This is a genomic window from Novosphingobium sp. PhB55 (assembly GCF_004368805.1).
In the GTDB taxonomy this organism is placed as follows: Bacteria; Pseudomonadota; Alphaproteobacteria; order Sphingomonadales; family Sphingomonadaceae; genus Novosphingobium.
The window spans coordinates 44740-67178 of sequence record NZ_SODQ01000002.1; the positions used below are offsets into that span (position 1 = coordinate 44740).

Sequence of the window (22439 nt, forward strand, 5' to 3'; positions counted from 1 at the left end):
TCCACTCCGCTGTTCCGCGGCCCGTCACCCCCGCCAAGAGGCGGCGCGGCGCGCGGAAGAGGCCAATTCCAGCGGTTACAGGCACGGTGAATTGATCCGCTTCTCCGACATTTACCCCAACCAATAGGGGGAATCCCCGATGTCCTGCGGGGCGGGCGGATCGTACCAAGCGAGTCGGGTGGGCAGCGAGGTTTTATGCACCGATCTGCACGCATTCGTTCGAACATGCTCCGGACCACGTCGCTGGGGCGGCTCCCCGCGGCAGGGCTTCGGCCGGTCCTGGGGCCGGTCCTGGGGCCCGTCCTGCGGCCCATGCTCCTGCCGCTGCTGGCTCCGGCGCTGCTGCTCTCCGCACCGGCCCTGGCCGAGGCGCCGGGGCTGCCGACGGGCGGGGTGTTCACGGGCGGATCGGGCACGATCTCCGTCGCCGGCACGACGATGACGATCACTCAGGGCTCCAACCGGGCGGTGATCGACTGGGGCGACTTTTCCATCGGCACCGACCGCAAGGTCCGCATCGACAATGCCGCGGGCGCCACGCTCAACCGGGTGATGGGCGGGCAACTCTCGCGCATAGACGGCACACTTTCGGCCAGCGGCTCGGTCTACCTGATGAACCCGGCCGGGATGATCGTGGGACCGGGCGGCAAAGTGCTGACGGGCGGCAGTTTCGTCGGCTCCACGCGGGCGATCGATCCGGCGGCCTTCATGGCGGGCGGAGCGCTGCGCGCGCGCGGGACTTCGGCAGGGGGGATCGAGAACCAGGGCACTATTACCGCGGGCGTCGGTCAGGGCGAGGGCAGCGTGGTCCTCATCGCCCGCTCGGTGACCAACAGCGGCCTTATCACCGCGGCGAACGGGCGCGTGACGCTGGCTGCGGCCGATGACGTGCTGCTGGCGACCACCGATGGCAAGGCGGACGGGATTTACGTCTCCTACGCAGCCGGGACCGGCACGGGCGGCGACGTGACCCAGACCGGCCGGATCGAGGCGGCTGCGGCCGCGCTCAAGGCGGCGAACGGCAATGTCTTCGCGCTGGCGGGCAACCGCGAGGGCCTGGTCCAGGCCACCGGCACGGCCACGATCGACGGCGAGCTGTGGCTGACGGCGCCTTCAGGCACGGTGGTGGTGGACGGGACGCTGGCGGCCAGGGCGGCCGACGGCAGCGGCGGCACGATCGGCGTCAATGGACAGCAGGTGCAGATCGCGGCGGGCGCGCTTATCGACGCCTCGGGAACGCGCGGCGGCGAAGTGCTGGTGGGCACGGCCGCCTTCGCGAGCGGGAAGGATATCGCCCAGGTCACCCGGATCGAAAGCGGCGCGGAGATCCGCGCAGACGGCACCGAAGGCGGGCGCGCGGGCGGGGGCAGGGTGGAGACATCCGGGCGCGCATTCACGCTTGGCGCGGCGACGATCCTGGCGGGTCGCGGCGGGCAATGGCTGCTCGATCCCGACGACATCGTGATCGATACGGCGGCGGCGACCACGATCGTCACCTCGCTCAATGCCGGAAGCGACGTCACGCAGCAGACGACGGCGGGCGGCACCGGGGGCAGCGGCAACATCACCGTGGCCGCTCCGGTGATCTGGACCGGCACGGGCGGCCTGACGCTCGACGCGCTCAATGACATCGCGGTCGACCAGCCCATTTCCGGCGGCGGCTCGGTCACGCTCACCGCCGGCAATGCGCTTGGCGTCAACGCTGCCGTCACCGCCACTGCCGTGACGGCCAGCGCGGCCGGAGCCACCACTCTTTCGGCCGCAGGGCAGCTTGCCGCGACAACCGGGAACGTGACGCTGACCACGGGCAGCTTCATCAACCAGGCCGGTGCGGGCGCGCTTTCGGCGGGGGGGAACTGGCTGGTCTATTCGGGCGACCCGGCCGCCGACAGCACGGGCGGCCTGATACCGGACTTCTATCAATATGCCGCGCCCGCCGGCACGGCTCCGGCAGCAGGCGGCAATGGGCTGCTTTATACCGCCGCGCCGAGCGTGAGCTTCACGCTGGGGCCGGTAGTGAAGGATTACGACGGCACCACCACTGCCTTCCTCGACGATGGCAACGTCACCGTCACCGGCCTCATCAATAGCGACGACTGGACGTTGGACGGTACGTATGCGGACAAGAACGCCGCCACCGGCATTGCCGTTACCGCCACCAATTTCGAAGCGACCCACGGCGGCATTCCCGTCTTCGGCTATGCCGTGGCGACGCCCAGCGTCACGGCCGCAACGGGCACGATCAACCGCATGGCGCTGACCGCGGCGATCATCGGCAATCCCACCAAGACCTACAACGCCACGACGGCGGTTTCTCTCACTTCGGCCAATTTCCAGCTGACCGGGGTGGCGGCCGGAGAGTCCATCGCCGTCGGCGCCGCCGCCACGGCGGCCTACGATGCGCCCGATGCCGGTGCTCGCACCGTGAATGCCACCTTCGCGGCGCCCAACTTCACCGCCGGGGCAGGGACCAGCCTGTCGAACTACATCCTGCCCACCATCGGCACCGGCGCGGGGCAGATCGACCCGGCCTCGCTGATCGTCAGCGGGATCGTGGCGGACGACAAGGTCTACGACAGCACCACGGCGGCCGTGCTGAACACCGGCTCCGCCACGATCTTCGGCGTGGTGGGCAGCGATGACGTGACGCTGGACTTCTCCGGTTCGAGCGGGGTCTTTGCGAGCAAGAACGTGGGCAATGCGATCGCAGTGACGGCCACCGGCGTCGTACTGAGCGGCGCGGACGCGGGGAACTACGTGGTGGCGCAGCCGAGCGGGCTGGCTGCCAACATCACCCGCGCCGCGCTGGTGGTGTCCGGGCTCACCGCCAACGACAAAGTCTACGACGGTACGCTGTTCGGCAGCGTCAACACGGGCGGCCTCCAGGTTTCCGGCCTCTTCGCGGGGGACGACATCATTCCCGTCGCCGGTCCGGGCGCGCAGATCACTTTCGCCACCAAGAACGTCGGCACGGGCATTCCGGTGACGATCGACGGCCTCAGCCTGAGCGGGGCCGATGCGGGCAATTACGACCTCAGCTTCTCGTCCACGCTGAGCGCCGCGATCACGCCGCGTCCGCTGTCGGTAACCGGCAGCGGCATGCCGACCAAGGTTTACGACGGGTCGACCTCCGCCGTCGTGACATCCTCGCAAGTGGCGCTGGGCAATCTCGTTTCCGGCGAGTCCATCACGCTGAATCAGGCCTCCGCGCTGGACTATGCCTCCAAGAACGTCGGCATCTGGGACATCGCCGTCTCGCTCAGCCCGTCGGACTACGTGGCAGGGCCGAATACCCTGCTGTCGAACTACAGCCTGCCCACGGTGGGTGCGATCCAGGGCGAGATCACCCCCGCGCCCTTGAACATCACCATCATCGGCAATCCCACCAAGACCTACGACGGCAATGCCAATGCCTCTCTGGGGCCATCGAACTTCCAGGTGGACGGCTGGGTCACCGGGGAAGGCGGGACAGTCACGCAGAGCCAGGGCACCTATTCCTCGTCCAACGCCGGGATCTGGACGGTTTCGGCCAATCTCGACGCCAGCAATTTCACCACCGATCCCGGCACATTGCTGTCGAACTACATCATCCCTTCGCCGGTCACCGGCCTTGGCACCATCGTGCGGCGCAACCTTGGCCCGGGCGTGATCGTCGTCGACATCACCGGCAATCCCACCAAGGTCTACGACGGCAATACCATCGCCATGCTGACCCCCGCCGACTACACGCTGAGCGGCTTCATCGCCGGCGAAGGGGCCACGATCACCCAGACGGTGGGCGAATATGGCAGTGCCAATGCCGGGCCGCAGGCGGTGACCGTGCAGCTTGCGCCGACCGACTTCGATCCCTTCGCCAACACCAACCTCGCCAACTATACCCTGCCCACCGAGGCCACCGGCATCGGCACGATCCTGCGTGCGCCGCTGACGGCCAGCGTGATCGGCAACCCCACGCGCGTCTACAACGGCACCACGCGGATCGGGCTTACCTCCGGCAACTTCGCGATTTCCGGTCTGGTCAGCGGCGAGAGCATTTCCGTGCTGTCCCGCGTGGGTAATTATGACAGCCGCAATGCCGGTGCGCGCTCGATCCTGGTTGCACTGGCTTCGGCATCGGAGTTCGTGGCCGGGGCGAACACGCTGCTGACCAACTATGCCCTGCCCACCGAGGCGGTGGGCCCCGGCACGATCACGCCCGCGCCGCTGAACGTGCTGGGCATCAGCGCCCAGAACAAGGTCTACGACCAGACGACGCTGGCGCAGCTGGCCGGGACGGCGACGCTGTACGGGCTGGTTACCGGCGATGACGTCACGCTGGACCCATCGGCCTCCACCGGCACGTTCGCCACGGCCAATGTCGGCAACGGCATCGCGGTGACGGCCTCGGGCTACACGGTGGCCGGGGCGGACGTGGGTAATTACACCCTGTTCCAGCCCAGCGGCCTGGTGGCCAATATCACCCCGCGCGGGCTGACCATTGCCAACCTCACCGCGCTCGACAAGTTCTACGACGGCACCACCGCCGCCACGCTCTCGGGCGCGGCGACGCTCTCGGGCGTGTTGGCGGGGGACGACGTGGCGCTGGACGGCGGCAGTTCCTCGGCGGCCTTCCTCCAGTCCAACGTCGGCACGGACTTGCGCGTCAACGTGGGCGGATACGGCATCTCGGGCGCGCAGGCGGGGAACTACACGCTTTCGCAGCCCTCGGGGCTCACGGCGGACATCAATCCGCTGGCGCTGACCGGGAGCATCGTCGGCAATCCGACCAAGACTTACGACGGCACCACCCAGGTCTCGCTGACCGCCGCCAACTATGCGCTTTCGGGCTTCATCACCGGAGAGGGCGGCACGATCGCGCAGTCCGCGGGGGCCGCTTACGACAGTGCCAACGCGGGCGCGCGCACCGTCACCGCCACGCTGGTGGTGTCGGACTTCAGGGCCAACGCCGGTACGCTGCTGTCCAACTATGTCCTGCCCACCAGCATTTCCGGGCCCGGCACGATCACCCAGGCGGCGCTGAGCGCGATCATCATCGGCAATCCCACCAAGGTCTACGACGCCACCACGGCCGCCACGCTGACCACCGCCAATTACAGCCTCAGCGGCTTCGTGGCGGGCGAGAGCGCGGACGTGACGCAGGCCCTGGGCTCCTACGACAGCAAGAACGTCGGCGCGCGGGTGGTCACGGCCACGCTGGGCGCGGGCGACTTCACCGCCGGGGCAGGCACCCAGCTTGCCAACTACATCCTGCCGGTTTCCGCCTCCGGTGCGGGGACGATCACGCCGGCCAGCCTGCAGGTGGTGGGCATTTCCGCGCTGGACAAAGTCTATGACGGCACCACGCTGGCCGGGCTGGACAGTTCGCTGGGCTCGCTGACGGGCATTCTCGGCAGCGATGTCGTCACGCTGGTTTCCAGCGGCGCAAGCGGGCAGTTCGCCACCAAGAACGTGGGCATCGACATTCCGGTCACGGCCACCGGCTACACCGCCGCCGGGACCGATGCGGCGAACTACATCGTGCTGCAGCCTGTAGGCCTTGCGGCGGACATCACCGAAGCGACGATCCAGCTTGCCTCCGTCACGCGGGTCTACGATGCCACGACCGGCCTTCCCACCGTGGGCAGCGCCTACACGCTTTCGGGTGTCATCGCGGGAGATACGGTGAGCGTCGATGCCGCCGGCATCTCGGGCAATTACGATAACAAGAACGTGGGCACCGGCAAGCTGGTGACGCTGTCCGGCCTTGCCATCACCGGCACCGATGCGCTGAACTACACGATCGCATCCAGCGTGACCAATGCCGCCATCGGCACGATCACGCCCGCAACCCTCAACGTGATCGGCGCGACCGCGCTGGACAAGACGTACAACCAGAGCGCGCTCGCCACGCTGGACAACAACGGCACCGGCCTCAGCGGCGTGCTCGGCAGCGACGTGGTCGTCCTGGACACCGCCGCCAGCACCGGCACTTTCGTGGACGGCGCGGGCAATCCCACCGCCAACGCCGGCTTCTGGAACGTGACGACTAGCGGCTACACGGTTTCCGGGGCCGATGCGGGCAATTACAACCTGGTGCAGGCCCAGGGCCTCACCGCCCGGATCAATCCGCTGCAGATCATCCTGGCTTCCGTGACCAAGGTCTATGACGGCACCACGGCGCTGCCCTCTGCTTCCACCGGCTACAGCTTCACCGGGGTCCTGACCGGCGACACCGTCAATGCCGACACCTCGGGCGTCTCGGGCCAATATAATGCCGGTGCCAATGTCGGCTCGGGCATGTCGGTGACGGTCCGCAATCTCGCCCTGTCAGGTGCCAGCGCGGGCAATTATGTCGTCAGCAACGATGTGACCGGCCCCATCGGCACGATCACGCAGGCCCAGCTGACGGCGGCGATCATCGGCAATCCCACCAAGACCTATGACGGCAACAACCTGGCCACCCTGACTTCCGCGAACTACCAGCTCAACGGCTTCGTCGCGGGCGAGGGCGCGACGGTGACGCAGACCGGCGGCCTCTACGACAGCGCCAATGCGGGCGCACGCACGGTCACCGCTGTGCTCGGCAGCGGGGACTTCTCGGCCACCGGCGCCACGCTGCTGTCCAACTACGTCCTGCCTGTCTCCGCCAGCGGCGCGGGCACGATCGATCAGCGCGTACTGACGATCAGCGGGGTCGTGGCGAACGACAAGGTCTACGACGGCACCACCGCCGCCACGCTGAACAGCACGAATGCCGCGCTGGTCAATGTCGTGAGCGGAGACACCGTCTCACTGGTCTCCACGGGGGCGGCGGGCACGTTCGACAGCCGCAACGTCGGCACCGACATTCCGGTGACCGCCTTCGGCTATGCTCTCGCCGATGACTTCGGAAACTACGTGCTGGTGCAGCCTACCGGCCTTTCGGCGGACATCACCCAGGCACAGATCCAGCTGGTCGGGGTGACCAAGACCTATGACGGCAACGTGACGCTGCCGACGCTGTCTTCCGCCTACACCCTGACCGGCGTGGTCTCGGGCGATGACGTGACCGTCAATACGGCCGGGATCACCGGCGAATACGCCGACAGGAACGTGGCGAGCGGCATCAGCGTCTCGCTGATGGGGCTGGGGCTCGCAGGCGGCGACGCTGCCAACTACAGCATTTCCGGCACGGTCCTGGCCCAGCCCATCGGCACGATCACCCCGGCCACACTGAACGTCTCGATCATCGGCAATCCCACCAAGACTTATGACGGCACGATCGCCGCGACACTGGCCGCGGGCAATTACCAGATCACCGGCTTCGTCACCGGAGAGGGCGCGACGATCAACCAGACCCAGGGCGCCTATGCCAGCGCCAATGCCGGGATCAGCACGATTACCGCTGCGCTGCTCGCCGGCAATTACGACGCCAACAGCGGGACGCTGCTCTCCAACTACGTGCTGGCGACAAGCGCGAGCGGCGACGGCACGATCAACCCGGCCTTGCTGGGCATCTCGATCGTCGGCAATCCCACCAAGACGTACGACGGTACCATTGCCGCCATCCTGGGCACGGCCAACTACCAGCTCACCGGCTTCATGGGCAGCGAAAGCGCCACGGTAACGCAGGCATCGGGGCGGTACGACAGCGCCAATGCCGGCGCGCGCACCGTCACCGCAGACCTCGCCAACAGTGACTTCGTCGCCGGTTCGGGCACGCTTCTCGCCAACTACATCCTGCCGACCACCGCGAGCGGCGCGGGCACCATCAACCAGGCCGTGCTCTCGGCGGCGATCGTCGGCAATCCCACCAAGACCTATGACGGCAACACGGTGGCGGCCCTCACCGGTGCCAATTACCAGCTCACCGGGTTCGTCACCGGCGAAGGCGCCAGCGTCACGCAGGCCATCGGCGCTTACGACAGCGCCAATGCCGGCGCACGCACCGTCACCGCCGTGCTGGGCAGCGGGGACTTCACGGCCAATTCCGGCACCCTGCTGTCGAACTACGTCCTGCCGCTCGGCGCCAGCGGCGCGGGCACCATCGGGCAGGCCACGCTTTCCGCCGTGATCGTCGGCAATCCCACCAAGACATACGACGGCACCACCCTGGCCACGCTGGCCTCCGGCAACTACCAGCTGACCGGCTTCGTCTCGGGTGAAAGCGCCAGCATCACGCAGGCGCTGGGCACCTATGGCAGCGCCAATGCGGGCACCCGACTGGTCACCGCCCTGCTCGGCAGCGGGGACTTTGTCGCCGGGGCCGGCACGGACCTTGCCAACTACGTCCTGCCGGTGGAGGCCGCCGGCCTCGGCACCATCGACCGCGCCGTGCTTTCGGCCGCCATCGTCGGCACGCCCACCAAAGTCTATGACGGCAACGCCGCCGCCCGGCTGACCAGCGGCAACTACGCACTCACCGGCTTCGTCACCGGAGAGAGCGCCAGCGTGACGCGCAGCATCGGTGTCTACGACAGCCCCAACGCCGGTGCGCGCACCGTCACGGCCAGCCTGGCGGCGGGAGACTTCGTTGCCGGCGCCGGTACGCTGCTGGACAACTACGTCCTGCCGGCCAGCGCTACGGGCGCGGGGCTGATAGGGAAGGCCACGCTGGCGGCTTCCATCGTCGGCATTCCGGTCAAGACCTATGACGGCACGACGCTGATCACGCTGGTTCCGGGCAATTACCAGATGACGGGCTTCGCCGTGGGCGAGGGCGCCGCGGTGACGCAGGCCAGCGGCACGTTCGCTGCGCCCGATGCCGGGTTCCGCCAGATCACCGCCACGCTCGGCGCGGGGGACTTCGCGCCCCAGTCGAACACTTTGCTCGACAACTACATCCTGCCCACCCAGGCCACCGGCATCGGCCTGATCGAACGCGCCGTGCTGACCGCCACCATCCTCGGCAATCCCACCAAGGTCTACGACGCGACCACGGCTGCCAGCCTGACGAGCGCCAACTATGCGCTCACCGGCTTCATCGCCGGGCAGGGCGCCACGGTGACCGAGACGGTCGGCACTTACGACAGCGCCAATGCCGGCGCGCGCACCGTCACCGCCGCGCTCGGCAGCGCCGACTTCGTGGCGAACAGCGGCACGTCGTTGCTGAACTACGTGCTGCCCGCCAGCGCGAGCGGGGCGGGCACCATCAACCAGGCCGTGCTCTCGGCGGCGATCGTCGGCAATCCCACCAAGACCTATGACGGTTCCACGGCGGCCCTGCTCACGCCGGGCAACTTCCTGCTCACCGGCTTCATCGGCAGCGAAAGCGCCACGGTCACCGCGACTTCGGGCACATACGCCGATGCCAATGCCGGCATCCACCTGGTGACGGCGATGCTAGGCAGCGGGGACTTCGCGGCAGGGGCGGGCACGGTCCTTTCGAACTACCTGCTGCCGACCACGGCAGCGGGGCTGGGCACTATCGAGCGGGCGGTGCTCTCGGCCGCCATCGTGGGCAATCCCACCAAGCCCTACGATGGCACCAATGCCGCCACACTGACCGGGGCAAACTATGCCCTGGCCGGTTTCGCACCGGGAGAGGGCGCCGCGGTGACGCAGACCGTGGGCACTTATGCAGGCGTGAACGCGGGCCTCTGGACCGTGACTGCCGGTCTGGGCACGGCGGACTTCACCGCCCAGTCCGGCACGCTGCTGTCCAACTACATCCTGCCGACCAGCGCCAGCGGGCCGGGCACGATCGCGCGGGCCGTGCTGACGGCCGCGATCATCGGCAATCCCACCCGCACTTACGACGGCACCACCGGCATCGGCCTCACCCCCGGCAACTACCTGCTCACCGGCTTCGTCGGCAGCGACGGGGCCAGCGTAACCCAGGCGCAGGGCCGCTACGACAGTGCCAATGCCGGGGCGCGGATCGTGACCGCACTGCTTTCCGAAACCGACTTCACCGCCCAGTCCGGCACGCTGCTGTCCAACTATGCCTTGCCGACCAGCGCCAGCGGTGCGGGCAACATCGAACGCGCGGTGCTGACCGCCGCCATCGTCGGCAACCCCAGCCGCGCCTACGACGGCACCACCGTCGCCCGCCTGACGAGCGCCAACTATGCCCTCACCGGCTTCGTCGCGGGCGAGGGCGCCAGCATCACGCAGGGCCAGGGGCTCTACGACGGTCCCAATGCCGGGCCGCACACCGTCACCGCCGCGCTGGCACAGGGTGATTTCAGCCCGAACAGCGGCACCCTGCTGGCGAACTATGTCCTGCCGACCCTGGCCTCGGGCACGGGCACCATCTCCCGCGCGGACCTGACGGTGGCGATCACCGGCAATCCCACCAAGGCCTGGGACGGCACCACCGATGCCCAGCTCGTACCCAGCTATTACACGATCACCGGCTTCGCGGCCGGGGAAGGGGCGACGATCACCCAGGCTTCCGGCACTTATGCGGAGGCTTCGCCCGGCCGCCACCAGGTGACCGCGCTGCTCTCCCCGTCGGACTACCTGGCCGATAGCGGTACGCTGCTGTCGAACTACAACCTGCCGGACAGCGCCGAAGGGCCGGGCACGATCCGCCCGCCGTTCAACTGCACCTCGCTCGCATCCTGCCTGCCCGAACCGCCTGACCTGGCCCGCTTCGCGGCGGGAGCGTTCCCGCGCTTCTACGTGGTCTATCCCAGCGTCTTCCCGCGCTACCAGGCCCATACCCAGGCCTTCGCGGCGATGCCCAGCATCCTCGATCCGGGCGGCGTGGTCCTGACGGCGGACGGCTGGCTGGTGGCCAAGCGCAGCACGGTGCTCAATTCCAGCGAGCAGATCCTGGCGCGCGGCGGCGGCAGCATGGAAGTGCGTATCCGCTACGAAGCGCCGCCTGCGGCGATAGAACTGGGCGAACCGGGCGGCATGGGGGGACAATGATGCGATCCACGATATTGCGAAGCCGGTCCGCGCGGGCCGTGACGGCGCCTGCCGCCCTTCTGGCCGGGGTGGCCTTGCTGACCGGAGCCGCCCTGCTGCCCGCCACGGCCGCGGCGCAGGACTTCGAGCGGCGCCTGCCCAAGGCCCCGCCGCTCCCCGCCACGCCCGAAGTGCCCGTGCCGCCCGAAACCCCGCCGCCCCCTGCGGACGCCACGCCGATCCTGCCGCTGTTGCGCGGGCTGGTCTTCGTCGATGGACCGGGCGCGCTGCAACCTGCCGGGATCGCCCCGGAGGGTGCGGAAAGCGGCATTTCCGTGCGCGGCCTGCCGCTGCTGGCCGGTCCGGCCTTCGATGCGGCAGTGCGCCCCTACCTCGGCCGACCGCTGACCCGCGCCGATCTCGACGCCGTGGTCCGCATCGTCCAGGACACCTACCGCGCCACCGAGCATCCTTTCGTGGACGTCAGCGTGCCGCCGCAGAACGTGCAGAGCGGCGTGGTGCAGGTGGTCGTCACCGAATACCGCGTCGGCGCCATCGAAGTGACCGGCAACCGCCATTTCTCCACCCGGCTGATCCGCGGCATGAGCGACCTCGATCCCGGGGAAGTGCTCACCCTGCCGCGCCTGCGCGAGGCGCTGGACGATTACAACCAGAACTCCTTCCTCACCGTGGACGGGGTGCTGCGGCCCGGACGGGGCACGGGCACGACCGACCTGGTGCTGGAAGCGCATGACCGGCTGCCGCTGCGCGTCTATGGCGGCTATGACAACCAGGGCGTCGCCACGCTCGGCAGGGACGAATGGTTCGTCGGTTTCAACTGGGGCAACGTGCTGGGCACCGGGCAGATCCTGTCCTACCAGTTCACCCGCAGCTTCGAAGGCCGCTATACCTCGCATTCGGCCAGCGACGTCATTCCGCTCTCCCCGAACGACAAGCTGCTGGTGTTCGGCGCTTATGCCACCCAGAAGCCGAAGATCGCCGACCTGTTCGACAGCAAGGGCCATTCCGGGCAGGTCAGCGCCCGCTTCGTCCACGACCTGCCGCGCAGCGGCGCGCTCAGGAGCAGCATGCAGCTGGGCATCGACTACAAGCGGGCGGACAATAACCTGGAGTTCCTGGGCTTCCGCGTGCTCGATACGGCGGTGGAGGTTTTCCAGCTCCCGGTGGTCTTCACCGGCACCGTGGACGACCGGCTGGGCCAGACGGTGATCGAGAACCAGATGGTGTTCTCGCCCGGCGGGGTGACCCGCTACAACCACGATGCCGATCTCCAGCAACTGGTGCCTTATGCCAAGGCGACTTATGCCTATGACCGCATTTCCGTTACCCGCACCACCTGGCTGCCCTACCGCATGAGCTGGGTGCTGCGCGGCATGGCGCAGTTCGCCACCAGCAACCTGCCCTATAGCGAGCAACTGGCGGCCGGCGGCCTCGGCAGCGTGCGCGGCTACGATCCCAATACGGCGCTGGGCAGCGAGGGCTTCCTGCTCAAGACCGAACTCAATGCGCCGGCCTTCTCGGTGATTTCCGGCAGCGGTTCGCTGACCGACCAGATGCAGCTTGGCCTCTTCGTCGATTACGGCAAGGTCTGGCAGCAGCGCCGCCTGCCGGATTCGCCCAAGAATGCCGAACTGGTGAGCGTGGGCGGCAAGGTCCACTACACGCTCGGCCGCTACCTCGACCTGGAAGTGGACCTGGGCCACCAGCTGCAGAAGGCGCCCTTCGCGCGGGACCGCGATACCCGGCTGGCAGTGATGGCCACCGTGGGGTTCTAACTTCAGGCGCGTTTCTACAGGCTTCTACCGATGGCCGGCGGCAGTGGTTCTGCCGATGATCCTGCAGGATTTTATGGTCCGACAGGGAGTCATGCGCCTATGAGACTGAGCCCCCGCGCGTTCTCGATCGCCGCCCTGGCGGCCCTTGCCCTGCCCGCGCCCGGCGCCCTGGCGCAGGAGGCGGGCGATCCCGCTCCAGCGCCTCCAGCGCCCGTCCCCGCGCCGCCTGCGCCTTCCGCCGAGCCCGTCGGTCCCCCCGACCCTTCGCAAGCACCGCCGGTGAAGAAGGAATCGAAGTTTCACCGCAACTTCTTCGACGAGACCGACGGCAAGCTCGATTTCTCCAATTTCCTGGCAAAGGGCGGGTTCTTCCCCATGCCGGTCATCATCACCGAGCCGGCGGTGGACGGCGGCTTCGGCGTGGTCGCGCAGTTCATCACCGTGAACAAGGACGATCCCAAGCGCACCACGCGCCGGATGCTGGGGGCGGTGAAGACCGGCAACGGCTCCTATGGCTACGGCTATTTCCAGTCCGGGTCGGCTTTCGATGACAGGGTCAGCTACAAGTTCGGCGTGGGGCGCGGCAAAGTGACGCTGAAGGCCTATCCGGACATCCTGCCGTCCGGCCTCGAATATACCAACAAGTACGATTACGGCGCGCTCGCCTCGGTGCGGCTGCACCTTGCGGATTCGCGCTTCTCGCTCGGCCCGCTGTTCGATTTCCGCAAGCTGCACTCGCGCATAGACCTCGACATCGAGGATCTGCCCGAGCGCTTCTCCGACTTCGAGCGCAAGCTCAAGACCGGCGCGCTCGGGTTTGGGGTCCATTTCGACAGCCGCGACAATGCCATGACCCCCACCGAGGGCTTGAACATCTACGCCGAAGGCAAGTTCAACGACGGCGCCTTCGGCAGCGACCGGGACTTCCAGATCTACGACGTGCACGGCTATGGCTTCCACAAGCTCTCGCCCGAATGGCGGTTGGGGGCGAAAGTGGAAGTCGATGCGATCCGGGGGCACTATCCGGTCTACTTCGCGTCCTCGATCAACTTGCGGGGCATCGAGGCGCGGCGCTACCAGGGCGAGACGGCCGTGAGCACGGAGCTGGAAATAACCCGCCAGATCAGCCCCCGCTGGGCGCTGCTGGGCTTTGCGGGGCTGGGCTTCACCGATGCGGGCGGGGCGCGGATCTTCGACGATTCCGGTGCGAAGATCGCCGGCGGGGGCGGCTTCCGCTATCGGATCGCCCGAAAGCTGGGTCTCGATGCCGGTATCGACGTGGCCTATGGTCCCTCGGGCGCGGTGTTCTACCTCCAGTTCGGCCATGCCTGGGCATTCAACCTGGATTGATCGTGGCCGGCTCGGCTTCCTGTTCGGGTAGCGATTCGCGCTGAATGCGGCCGCGCGCCCTTCGGACAGACTCGCTGCAGTCGCAGCACGCCGGATGGCGGGTACAAAAAAAATGGATGGGAGCGCAAGGCTCCCATCCATCCTTTGGTCCGATCGGTCGCGAAGGGTCAGTCGACCGCCATCGCTGCCGCGGCGAGCTTTTCCAGATCGATGTATTGTTCCTTTTCAACGGATACACCGACGCCGTAGATCCTGCCGTTCTTGAACTCGCCCGGCGAGCTGTATTCCTCGCTGACCGCGTCGCCGCTGTCGCGTCCGACGCAGAGACCGTCGCCGGACAGCGTGAACTTGCCGAGCTGGGTCTTCATGTCGCCCGAGTCCACGGCCTGCTCGTTGACGTAGAGCGTGGTCTTGCCCAGCGACTCTCCGTTCTCGCCTGCCTTCTCGCGGATGAACTCCATGCCCAGCGAATACTTGCCGGGGGTGAGCTTGTCCGAGATGAACTTCTGTTCGGGCTTGATGCCCAGGAAGTTGTAGACGTAGTGCAGCTTGCCGTCCTTGATGAACAGCGAGTGCCCGCCAAAGCGTGAGCCATGGGCGAAGATCACGCCTTCGGTGCTGTCGGTCACTTCGACATCGGCGATGATCTTGTAGTTGCGCCCACGCACGTTCACGGCAACGCCTTCCGGTACGGGCGCGGTGCCCGGATAGTAGACGTAGCGTTCACGCGGCGCTTCGGTGGTTGGGCGTTCCATCCCGAGCAGTTCGGCCGCGCTGCGGTCGTCGAGCGGGAGGACGTTGTTGGCCTCTGCTTCCTCGAACCAGGCCTTGATCAGCGCGTCCAGCTTTTCGGGATGCTCCTTGGCGAGGTTGATCGATTCCGAGCGGTCCTTCTCGACATGGTAGAGTTCCCACTCGTCCTTGTCGAAATTGCCCTTGCCGGTCAGCGGCGCATGGATGGCGGCGGCCTTCCAGCCGTCTTCCCACATGCCACGGGTGCCGAGCATGGCGTAGTACTGGCGCTTCTTGCGGGTCGGTCCGTCCGCCTCGAAGCTGTACTTCATCGACACGCCGGAAATCGGGTGCTGCTTCACACCGCGGAAAGTCTCGGGCATCTCGATGCCGATGCAGTCCAGGATGGTCGGCACCAGGTCCACCGCGTGGTGGTACTGGTTGCGCACTTCGCCCTTGGCCTTGATGCCCTTCGGCCAGGAGATGATCATCGGGCAGGCGGTGCCGCCGGCATATTCCGAATAGCGCTTGAACATCTTGTACGGCGCCGAGAAGGCCGCTGCCCAGCCGGTGGGATAGTGATTGTAGGTTTCCGGCCCGCCCAGCACGTCCAGGTACTTGAGGTTCTCTTCGAGCGAGTCGGGATAGTTGTTGAAGAACTTGTTCTCGTTGACCGAACCGTTCGGACCGCCTTCGCCCGATGCGCCGTTGTCTGCGCAGTAGAGGACGATGGTGTTTTCAAGCTGGCCGCTCTGTTCGAGGTAGTCGATCAGCCTGCCGATCTGAGCATCGGTATATTCCGACATGCCGGCGTAGACTTCGGCCATGCGCGAGAAGAGGCGCTTTTCCTTGTCGTTGAGTTCGTCCCACGGGCGGACGTAGTCGGCCGGATTGGCCTGGTCCTTGGGGATCGGATTGAAGTCTTCCAGCTTGGTGTCGGCGGGCAGCAGGCCCTTCTCGATCATCCGGGGGACAACCCACTTGCGATAGGCGTCGTAGCCGTCGTCGAACTTACCCTTGTACTTGTCGGCATATTCCTTGGGGGAATGGTGCGGGGCGTGATTGGCGCCGGGGCAGAGCCACATGAACCAGGGCTTGGAGGGGTTGCTGGCCTTCTGGTCGCGGATCATCTGCATGGCCTGGTCGGCCAGATCCTTGGACAGGTGATAGCCGTCCTCGGGCAGATAGGGCTGGTCGATGAAATGGTTGTCCTCGGTCAGGTCGGGATACCAGTTGTTGGTCTCGCCGCCGAGGAAGCCGTAGAAGCGGTCGAAGCCCTGCTGGAGCGGCCATTCCGAGCGTGGCCCGCCCGAGCAGATGTCCTGCTCAGGGATGTTGTGCTCCTTGCCCAGCCAGAAGGTGCTGTAGCCGTTTTCCTGGAGCATGTAGCCGACCGACATGCAGTCATGCGGCAGGCGGCCGCTCCAGCCGGGGAAGCCGTTGGCGCCCTCGGTAATACAGGACATGGCGTTCAGGTGATGGTTGCGCCCCGTCAGGAAGCAGGAGCGGGTGGGCGAGCACAGCGCGGTGGTGTGCCACTGCGTGTAGGTCAGCCCGTTGTCGGCCAGCTTCTGCAGCGTGGGCATGTTGATGGCGCCACCATAAGGCTGCCACGCGGCCTGGCCGGTATCGTCGTAGAGCACGATCAGAACGTTCGGTGCCCCTTCCGGCGCCTTGGGCGGCAGGAATGGCTCCCAGTCCGCCTTCGAATCCCTGATATCGAGCTTGATGACGCCTTTGAATTCCTTCTGGGCCACAGCCAGTCTCCTTCACGTGGGGTCGCTAATCATGCCGCGCTGCCGCGCTTTGCCGGGCGGGCGCGAAACGCGCCCCGACAGGAACATGTGACGCGCCGGATCGGCAGTTCGGCGGCTCCATCGGCGCGTCACCCTTTAACGGGTACCTGATCCCCATTCCTGCGCCATCGGGACTCTCCCGAGGGAACCCCCGGCGAATCCCTGACATGGTGCGCAACCTGCTTGCAGCCTCATCACTGCCTGCGGCCTCGCGCCGCATCCCGCCTGCGGCCTCGGGAAAGTCCCCGGGCAAAGACAAGGGAATCGCCGATAGCCTGCGCCGCTTCGGTGGCGGAGCCTTCGCCGGCAGGGCCGTTGGGCCCGTCGCATGGAGAATCGCGCGATGAGAATCCCGTTATGTCTGGCCGGCGTGCTGCTGGCGGCATCGGCCTCCGGTGCCGCGCAGGCGCAGGAGCAAGACGCGGCCTCCGAAGGCCAGGCGCTGGCGGACCAGTTGGCAAACCCTGTTTCCAGCCTGATCTCGGTGCCGTTCCAGTCCAACTACGACTGCTGCTACGGTCCTAACGACGCGGATCGCTATACCCTGAACATCCAGCCGGTGATTCCGCTGGGCATCTCGCAGGACTGGAACCTGATCACCCGCACGATCGTGCCGATCATCAGCCAGGAGAGCACCGTGCGCGGCGGCAAGGGCGACAGCGGCCTGGGCGATACGGTGCAGAGCTTCTTCCTTTCGCCCAAGGTGGCGAAAAACGGCGTGGTCTGGGGCGTCGGCCCGGCCATTCTCTGGCCCACCGGCAATTCCACCTTCGGTTCGGACAAGTTCGGAGCCGGGCCCACTGCGGTGCTTCTCAAGCAGGGTGGGGGGATGACTTACGGGTTTCTCGCCAATCACATCTGGTCTTTCGCGGGCAAGTCTTCCGCGCCGGGGATCAGCCAGACCTTCCTTCAGCCTTTCATCACTAAGACCCTGCCCGATTCGACCAGCTTCGGCCTCAACACCGAGACAAGCTACGACTGGAAGTCGAAGGACTGGGTCGTGCCGATAAACCTTTCGGTCAGCCATGTCGTGAAGTTCGGCAAGCAGCCGGTCAGCCTGGGCGTGGGCGCGCGTTACTATGCGGAGCGGCCGCGGTTCGGCCCGGAATGGGGCGCGCGTTTCGTCATGACCCTGCTGTTCCCCGAATAGGCGGATCAATCCCGCGCGAACTCGGCATTAACCCGGATGGGGCGGCTGGCGGCGCGGGCAGATAGTCATAGCCGCCCGTCGGGCGACCTTAGAGGAGAGACTATATGGCACGTTCCGGCTCAATCGGCCCGACACGGAAGGCGGCGCTCATGGCGACCGCGATGGCATTGGCGGGGATAGGGGCGCTATGCGGGCCGGCGGCGCCTTCCGCCCGGGCGCAGGCCGCTTCCGCGGATGCCGCCTCCAGCCCCATCGACCCCGCCGCCATGCAGGCCATGGACCGCATGAGCGCCTTCCTGCTGACTCTCGGCAGCTTCCGCGTCACGGCGGACGCCACCACCGAGCAGGTTCTGGTCACCGGCCAGAAGATCCAGTTCGGCGGCAAGGTGAACATCCTGGCGAAGCGGCCCAATGCCTTCAAGATCGTCACGGATTCCGACACCCAGCTTCGCGAGATGTACTACGACGGCAAGACCTTCACGATCTTCGCCCCGCGCGTGGGCTTCTACGCGGACTTCCCGGCGGCCTCCTCGATCGGCCTGACCATCGACAAGGCCAAGCGCGACTACGGCATCGAGCTGCCCCTGGCCGACTTCTTCACCTGGGGCACCGACCAGACCCTGCGTTCGCGCGTGAAGGAGGCCATGGTCGTGCGGCCGGAGACGATCGATGACCGCAAGTGCATGCACTATGCCTTCCGCCAGGAGAAAGTGGACTGGCAGATCTGGATCGAGGACGGCGCCCGGCCGCTGCCCTGCAAGCTGGTCATCACCAACAAGGACGATCCCGCCATGCCCCAATATGTCGCCGTATTGCATTGGGACACGCAAGTGACGCCGGGCACGGCCGACCTGGCCTTCACCCCGCCGGCGAACGCACATCGTATCACCATGGCGGACGTCAATGCCGCCGCAACCAAGGGAGAAGGGCAGTGAGCCTGATCGTCTCCGCGCCTCTGGCGCTCGTGGCCGGACTCGCATTGGGGCTGGACGGGGTCTCGGCCGCGTCGCTGGCAGGACCGGACATGCTGCCGGCATCGGTCGTGTCGGGAAGCGAGGCGCAGCTTGCGCCGGGTGGCGGCCAGCGCCGTCCCGCAGGCGGCGGTGCCCACGCGCGGCCTGCCGGTGGCGGCGGCGGAGCGCGTGCCGCCGCGCCCCGCTCCGGCGGCCGTCCGCCCGTGCGCGGCGGGGCCTCCACCAACATCAACCACAGCGCCGATCGCAACGTGAACCGGAACGTCAATCGCAACGTGAACCGCAATGTCGACGTCAACGTCCATGGCGACTATCACGGCGGTTATCACGACGACTGGGACGATTGGGACGATCACTGGCACCCGGTGGCGACGATGGCGGTTGCCGCCACGACCGCGGCGGTGGTCGGCTCCATCGTCCGCAGCGTGCCGCCCAGCTGCACCACGACGATCGTCAACGGCGTCAGCTACTCCCAATGCGGCAGCACCTGGTATCAGCCGCAGTATTCGGGATCGTCCGTCCAGTACGTCGTGGTCAATCCTCCGCGCTGAGGGGACCGGCGCGCCGGCGTTCGTCGGCGCGCAGACGCTGGACGCAAGGGAAAGGCGGCGGACCGATCCGGTCCGCCGCCTTTCTCGTTGCCGGCAATGCGATCAGAACGAGGCCTGGAGCAGCACCGCCGGGCCATAGAGCTTGTAGCGCACGCGGCCGTCCCAGCGCTCCTTGTCGATCCCCAGGCGGTAGTCGACATAGCGATAGGCCACGCCCAGCTGGAGGTTCTTCGCCACCGCGTAGTTGGCGCCGACCTGGGCGTTGAGCAGGCGGCCGTCGTAATCGTCGATCTTGAGCGAAAGCCAGTCGAACCGGCCGTTCAGCTCCACCCGCGGGGCGACCTTGTACGTCACGAAGGCGCCGATCGTGGGGAGCGGTGCCAGCACGTTGCGGCGGCGGACTTCGCTCTGGCCGGTCACACCGCCCACGGTGCCCACGCCGCTGAGCGACATCTCGAACCGGGTGACGTGCGCGCCGATCGCGGCGCCCAGTTCCACCGTGGAGTTCTGCACGAAGGCATAGCCCACGGTGAGGCGGTAGATCTCGCTGTCGAAACCGCTGCGCACCTGGGCGGTGGCGGGATAGACGACGCCGTCGAACGAGATGTCGCGCGCCAGGCCGATCTGGCCATTGCGGTTGAGCTTGTAGAAGTCTGCGCCCACGATCACCCGGCCGAAGCGTGCGCCGGCCGTGAAGGAGGGCAGGATCTCGTCCTTGTCGAGCGCCAGGTCCTTTTCGAAATCGATGTCCGTGCCGATGTCCGCCTGGGTCTTGGTGGCCACGCGCACGTCGGTATCGACTTTGGGGAAGAACGCCATGGCGCTGACCCAGTACTTGTTGTCCAGCGTCTGGGCCGAGGCGGGGGCGTGGAGCCCCAGGGCGGCGCAGGCCGACACCAGCAGGGCGATCCGCCGTCTGTTGCGGGCGGTCCGCATCCGCTCAGGCGCGCTTTGTCCGGAACCTCGGCGGAGTGTCGGAACCACGTCGGAAATCTGGGCTTCCATGGTCTGCTCCTGTCAGAGGCGGCCTGGTATCGATGGCAGGCGGCCCAAGGTGAATGAGGTCTTCGAAAAGGCGGGGAGAACCCGCGTGACGGGCTCTCAATTCGTGGTTTTCCCGAAGGATATGCCTGCAAGGATATGGGCGCCGCCGAGTCCCGCGTATCCGGGCCAATCCCGAGGCAGGCATCAGGGAAACCCCTACTCCTGCACCCAAGGAGACGCGGTTCCGGCCGGGGCTGGGGCTGGCGCACGGGTCGGGGAAGTCGAGAGCGCCCGGCACGGCATCTACTGCGGCGCAGGCTGCGTGGCCGGCAGCACCCCCGGCACGGTCCGCCAGCGGTCGAAATCGGCGCGGGATTCGCCGCGCATGGACTGGCTGAGCAGCAGCATGGGGAACTGCGATTCCCGGATGCCGCCCGATGCCGGCCGGTCGATGTCCATGATCAGCATGAGCGACATGACCACCAGCAGGTTCATCACGCAGGACAAGTAGAAGCTGGCGCGGGTGCGGATGATGTAGCCGATTATGAAGGCGGCGATCAGCACGTAGACGATCAGCACCCAGAACACTTCCTCGGGCACATGAGCCATGCGACCGGTCTTGCGCGAGGTATCGAGGTCTATCACCGCGTTGATCGAGGACACGAAGGTGCTGGACATGTCGTACTGGCGGATGCTGTCGAACCCGGCCAGGGTGGCGGACCAGATGTCGTTGACGATGCGGTTGTTCTCCGCCAGCTCGTTGCGCAGCTGCTCCGGCGTCGGGTCTCCGGCCAGGGCTATGCGGTTATCGGTGTAGCGGGTCAGCAGCGCGCTCAGGCGGGCACGGTGCGGGTCGGGCAGGATCTGCGTCTGGAGATAGGCCGTGCCGATGGCGTTGGCTTCTTCCAGCACCAGGCCCCTGCGCGTTTCGAAACGGTCCACCGCCAGCGCGAAGGTGAAGCCCAGCAGCAGGGCCAGCAGGCCCAGCACCGCCGGTACGATCGCGCTGTTCACATCGTCGCCCGGATCGTCGGCCCCGCCTTTCGCGGAGGTGGTGGCCGCACCCGGCATGCGGGGATCGGCACTGACCGTGGCAGAGCGGCGCGCCCCTTCGATCCGGGTTCCCAGCCTCATGCCCAGCCATGTCAGGCCGACCACCACGGCAAGGAGCACGAGCCCCAGGATGACGATGGGAACCGAGGCAAGCGGACTGGTTATGGGCATCATGACAGGCTCCGTTGGGCGAGAGATGGGGCGGCGATAGATGGGGCGGCGGGGCGGGAAATCGGGCCGGTGCTCACACCAGTCGCGTGGCGATGGCGGTGAAAAGGAACAGGCCTGCCACGGACATCACGAAAGCCACCAGCAGCACGGAGCGGCCGAGCTTGAAAGGCTCGACGCGGGCGACGTCGCGCAGGGTGATCCAGTAGCTGGCCGTGCCCAGCAGCATGGCGCCGGTACCCGCCGCCGCCAGGAACATCCCGACATGCTGCGGGCTGTCGGTACGGGTGATCTGGGCGTTGTCCGCCAGACTCTGGAGAAATTTGTAGATCGTGAAGCCGAAGCTGAGCATCGACAGCGAAGTGCGGATCCACGCCATCAGCGTGCGGTCTGCCGCCAGGATCGTGCGGATTGCGCCCAGGTCGCCCGGTAGTTCGGGCGTTTCTCCCTGGGCAGGTTGCGTCGTGGCCATCAAAGCATCTCCCGTGCAGGACCCGATCAGGGGGCGGCGGTTCCCATTGTCGCGGCACGCGCCTCGGCAGCGTCCCGCATCGCCTCGGCCCGGCGCTCGGCCCGTTCGCGGAGCGCATCCATGTCGCGGTCCAGGAAATAGTTCAGCAGCGTCCTGAGGACGGCGATGGCGGCCAGCTTGCCGATGGCGTCCCAGTTGGGCGCGATCGTGGTTTCCACGATGTCTGCGGCAAGCTGGAACGTCAGCCCGGCCACCAGCCAGCGCCCGAGCGAAAGCCAGACCGGGCGCAGTTCCTCTTCCGAGCCGTTGAACAGCAGCAGGCGCGACAGGCCGATGGCGCCCTGGATCGAACCGAAGGCGATGGCCAGCATCGCCAGCAGGTTGACCGCCAACGCCAGATACTCGGCAATAGTATGCAGAACCTCTTCCATCGACAGGCCCTTTCCGTTCGAACCTCCGGAGGATGTTCCGTTCGGGCGCCCTTTGCCCATCGGGAAAATCCCCGGCAAAAGCGGCGGCGGCTCCCCGAGAACCCACGCCGTGAGCACTTGCGAACAGGGATACCAGTGAGTATCTGAAAGGTGGGAAGGGAGCGCGC

At 66.9% G+C, this 22439-nt stretch carries 11 protein-coding genes; 6 read left to right on the forward strand and 5 right to left on the reverse strand.

Annotated elements, in window-relative coordinates:
* The first annotated feature begins 225 nt into the window (after nt 1-225).
* The 3 genes from EDF57_RS04790 to EDF57_RS04800 all read left to right on the forward strand — a co-directional run bounded on the left by EDF57_RS04790 (nt 226) and on the right by EDF57_RS04800 (nt 13961).
* Nucleotides 226-10836 (forward strand): YDG domain-containing protein, encoded by a 10611-nt coding sequence (locus tag EDF57_RS04790; RefSeq protein WP_134093301.1) that lies wholly within the window; start codon nt 226-228, stop codon nt 10834-10836.
* Nucleotides 10837-10874: 38 nt separating this feature from the next.
* The gene (locus tag EDF57_RS04795) at nt 10875-12611 is read left to right on the forward strand and encodes a ShlB/FhaC/HecB family hemolysin secretion/activation protein (protein WP_166675179.1); all 1737 of its coding nucleotides are present in this window, start codon (nt 10875-10877) and stop codon (nt 12609-12611) included.
* A 99-nt stretch (nt 12612-12710) separates the two neighbouring features.
* Nucleotides 12711-13961 carry a BamA/TamA family outer membrane protein gene (locus tag EDF57_RS04800; protein WP_208324793.1) on the forward strand — a complete coding sequence of 417 codons (1251 nt, stop codon included), beginning with the start codon at nt 12711-12713 and terminating at the stop codon, nt 13959-13961.
* Nucleotides 13962-14128: 167 nt separating this feature from the next.
* On the opposite strand, the gene EDF57_RS04805 is transcribed toward EDF57_RS04800, so the two are convergent.
* On the reverse strand, nt 14129-16450 hold the full coding sequence (locus EDF57_RS04805; RefSeq protein ID WP_134093303.1) for an arylsulfatase: 2322 nt from the start codon (nt 16448-16450) through the stop codon (nt 14129-14131).
* Nucleotides 16451-16832: 382 nt separating this feature from the next.
* On the opposite strand from EDF57_RS04805, the gene EDF57_RS04810 reads away from it, so the two are divergent.
* The 3 genes from EDF57_RS04810 to EDF57_RS04820 all read left to right on the forward strand — a co-directional run bounded on the left by EDF57_RS04810 (nt 16833) and on the right by EDF57_RS04820 (nt 19164).
* A complete protein-coding gene (locus tag EDF57_RS04810) occupies nt 16833-17639 on the forward strand; it encodes a hypothetical protein (protein WP_134093304.1) in 807 nt (268 codons plus the stop codon).
* Nucleotides 17640-17743: 104 nt separating this feature from the next.
* A complete protein-coding gene (locus tag EDF57_RS04815) occupies nt 17744-18574 on the forward strand; it encodes a DUF2092 domain-containing protein (RefSeq protein WP_243840881.1) in 831 nt (276 codons plus the stop codon).
* Nucleotides 18571-19164: a hypothetical protein gene (locus EDF57_RS04820; RefSeq protein WP_134093305.1), complete on the forward strand. Its 594-nt coding sequence runs from the start codon at nt 18571-18573 to the stop codon at nt 19162-19164. Before EDF57_RS04815 ends, EDF57_RS04820 begins: the two co-directional genes overlap by 4 nt.
* Before the next feature lie 102 nt (nt 19165-19266).
* Here EDF57_RS04820 and EDF57_RS04825 read toward each other — a convergent pair whose 3' ends face one another.
* From EDF57_RS04825 to EDF57_RS04840, 4 genes are all read right to left on the reverse strand, one after another.
* Nucleotides 19267-20169: an outer membrane beta-barrel protein gene (locus tag EDF57_RS04825; RefSeq protein ID WP_134093306.1), complete on the reverse strand. Its 903-nt coding sequence runs from the start codon at nt 20167-20169 to the stop codon at nt 19267-19269.
* Nucleotides 20170-20451: 282 nt separating this feature from the next.
* Nucleotides 20452-21372, reverse strand: coding sequence for a hypothetical protein (locus EDF57_RS04830; protein ID WP_134093307.1), 921 nt, complete (start codon nt 21370-21372; stop codon nt 20452-20454).
* A 73-nt stretch (nt 21373-21445) separates the two neighbouring features.
* Nucleotides 21446-21841, reverse strand: coding sequence for a DUF202 domain-containing protein (locus tag EDF57_RS04835; protein ID WP_132267775.1), 396 nt, complete (start codon nt 21839-21841; stop codon nt 21446-21448).
* A 26-nt stretch (nt 21842-21867) separates the two neighbouring features.
* Nucleotides 21868-22272 (reverse strand): DUF1622 domain-containing protein, encoded by a 405-nt coding sequence (locus EDF57_RS04840; RefSeq protein WP_243840882.1) that lies wholly within the window; start codon nt 22270-22272, stop codon nt 21868-21870.
* Nucleotides 22273-22439 lie beyond the last annotated feature (167 nt).

Bases quoted from the DNA above. Each gene is read 5' to 3' on its own strand.
- EDF57_RS04790 (WP_134093301.1), top strand. From the start codon at position 226: ATGCTCCGGACCACGTCGCTGGGGCGGCTCCCCGCGGCAGGGCTTCGG.
- EDF57_RS04800 (WP_208324793.1), top strand. From the start codon at position 12,711: ATGAGACTGAGCCCCCGCGCGTTCTCGATCGCCGCCCTGGCGGCCCTT.
- EDF57_RS04810 (WP_134093304.1), top strand. From the start codon at position 16,833: ATGAGAATCCCGTTATGTCTGGCCGGCGTGCTGCTGGCGGCATCGGCC.
- EDF57_RS04815 (WP_243840881.1), top strand. From the start codon at position 17,744: ATGGCACGTTCCGGCTCAATCGGCCCGACACGGAAGGCGGCGCTCATG.
- EDF57_RS04825 (WP_134093306.1), bottom strand. From the start codon at position 20,169: ATGGAAGCCCAGATTTCCGACGTGGTTCCGACACTCCGCCGAGGTTCC.
- EDF57_RS04830 (WP_134093307.1), bottom strand. From the start codon at position 21,372: ATGCCCATAACCAGTCCGCTTGCCTCGGTTCCCATCGTCATCCTGGGG.
- EDF57_RS04835 (WP_132267775.1), bottom strand. From the start codon at position 21,841: ATGGCCACGACGCAACCTGCCCAGGGAGAAACGCCCGAACTACCGGGC.
- EDF57_RS04840 (WP_243840882.1), bottom strand. From the start codon at position 22,272: ATGGAAGAGGTTCTGCATACTATTGCCGAGTATCTGGCGTTGGCGGTC.